At 60.5% G+C, this 2,188-nt stretch carries 1 protein-coding gene and 1 pseudogene; both read left to right on the top strand.

Annotation, left to right across the window (positions count from 1 at the left end):
* Positions 1-1,955: nitrate reductase subunit alpha (locus tag PFH44_RS26945; protein WP_283826742.1), on the top strand; the 1,955-nt coding region annotated here is incomplete at its 5' end.
* A pseudogene (narH, locus tag PFH44_RS26940) lies at positions 1,952-2,188 on the top strand (nitrate reductase subunit beta); the annotation flags it as partial. The gene PFH44_RS26945 and the pseudogene narH, both read left to right, overlap by 4 nt.

The following is a 2,188-nucleotide window of genomic DNA, read 5'->3' as shown; positions in this document are numbered from 1 at the left end:
CGGACTGGAACCGCCCGCCGCGCCAGATGAACAGCACCTCTTATTTCTACAACCACTCCAGCCAGTGGCGTTTTGAAAAGCTCACCGCCCAGGAGCTACTGTCGCCGCTGGCCGACGCCAGCCGCTTTAGCGGCCACCTGATTGATTTTAACGTCCGCGCCGAGCGCATGGGCTGGCTGCCGTCGGCGCCGCAGCTGAGCGTCAACCCGCTGACCATCAAGCAGCAGGCCGATTCCGCCGGACTCTCTCCCGCCGACTTCACCGCCCGGGCGCTGAAGTCCGGCGATATCCGCTTTGCCTGCGAGCAGCCGGATAACGGCAAAAACCATCCGCGAAATATGTTTATCTGGCGCTCCAACCTGCTGGGCTCGTCCGGGAAAGGCCACGAGTACATGCTCAAATACCTGCTGGGTACCGACAGCGGTATTCAGGGCGATGAGCTGGGGGCAACGGACGAGGTGAAGCCGGAAGAGGTGGAGTGGCAGACCGCCGCCATTGAGGGCAAGCTCGACCTGCTGGTGACCCTCGATTTTCGCATGTCGAGCACCTGTCTGTTCTCCGATATCGTCCTGCCGACCGCCACCTGGTATGAAAAAGACGATATGAATACCTCGGACATGCATCCGTTTATCCATCCGCTCTCCGCCGCCGTTGACCCGGCCTGGGATGCGAAAAGCGACTGGGAAATCTACAAAGATATCGCTAAAGCCTTCTCCGAGGTCTGCGTCGGCCATCTTGATAAAGAGACCGACGTAGTGCTACTGCCGCTGCAGCACGACTCCCCGGGGGAGCTGTCGCAGCCCTTTGACGTCTTCGACTGGCACAAGGGCGAGTGCGATCTTATCCCCGGGAAAACCGCCCCGACCATCGCGGTGGTTGAGCGCGACTACCCGGCGACCTGGGAGCGCTTCACCTCCCTTGGCCCGCTGCTCGACAAGCTGGGCAACGGCAGCAAGGGGATTTCGTGGAATACCCAGGATGAGGTTAATTTCCTCGGCAAGCTGAACTACGTCAAGCTCGACGGCCCGGCCAAAGGACGTCCGCGCATCGACAGCGCGATTGACGCCAGCGAGGTGATCCTCAGCCTGGCGCCAGAGACCAACGGTCAGGTGGCGGTGAAGGCCTGGCACTCACTCGGCGAGTTTACCGGGCGCGATCACACCCACCTGGCGCTCAACAAAGAGGATGAGAAGATCCGCTTTCGCGATATCCAGGCCCAGCCGCGCAAAATCATCTCCAGCCCCACCTGGTCCGGCCTTGAGAGCGAGCACGTGTCGTACAACGCCGGCTATACCAACGTGCATGAGCTGATCCCGTGGCGCACGCTTTCCGGCCGCCAGCAGCTCTATCAGGATCACCCGTGGATGCGCGCCTTTGGCGAAAGCCTGGTGGTCTATCGACCGCCGATAGATACCCGCAGCGTCAGCCATATGAAGGAGATCCCGCCCAACGGCTTCCCGGAAAAAGCGCTGAATTTCCTGACGCCGCACCAGAAATGGGGAATCCACTCCACCTACAGCGAAAACCTGCTGATGCTGACCCTGTCGCGCGGCGGGCCGATCGTCTGGCTCAGCGAAGCCGACGCTAAGGAGCTGGGAATTGAGGATAACGACTGGATTGAGGCGTTCAACGCCAACGGCGCCCTCACCGCCCGCGCGGTGGTCAGCCAGCGCGTGCCGCCCGGAATGACCATGATGTACCACGCCCAGGAGCGAATCATGAACATTCCGGGCTCTGAAGTCACCGGACGGCGCGGCGGGATCCATAACTCCGTCACCCGTATCTGCCCGAAACCGACCCATATGATCGGCGGCTACGCGCAGCTGGCCTACGGCTTTAACTACTACGGCACCGTCGGCTCTAACCGCGATGAGTTCATCATGATTCGCAAAATGAAAAACATTAACTGGCTGGATGACGAAGGTCGCGATCGGGTACAGGAGGCGAAAAAATGAAAATACGCTCACAGGTCGGGATGGTGCTGAACCTCGACAAATGCATTGGCTGTCATACCTGTTCGGTCACCTGTAAGAACGTCTGGACCGGGCGCGAAGGCATGGAGTACGCGTGGTTTAACAACGTCGAAACCAAGCCCGGCATCGGCTATCCGAAAAACTGGGAAGACCAGGAGGAGTGGCAAGGCGGCTGGATCCGCGGGATCACCGGCAAGCTCACGCCGCGCCTCGGC

The organism is Klebsiella sp. Ech2A (genome assembly GCF_030078455.1).
Classification (GTDB): domain Bacteria; phylum Pseudomonadota; class Gammaproteobacteria; order Enterobacterales; family Enterobacteriaceae; genus Klebsiella; species Klebsiella terrigena.
The sequence above is the reverse complement of the archived record's forward strand: the minus strand, read 5'-3'. Positions and strand labels throughout refer to the sequence as shown.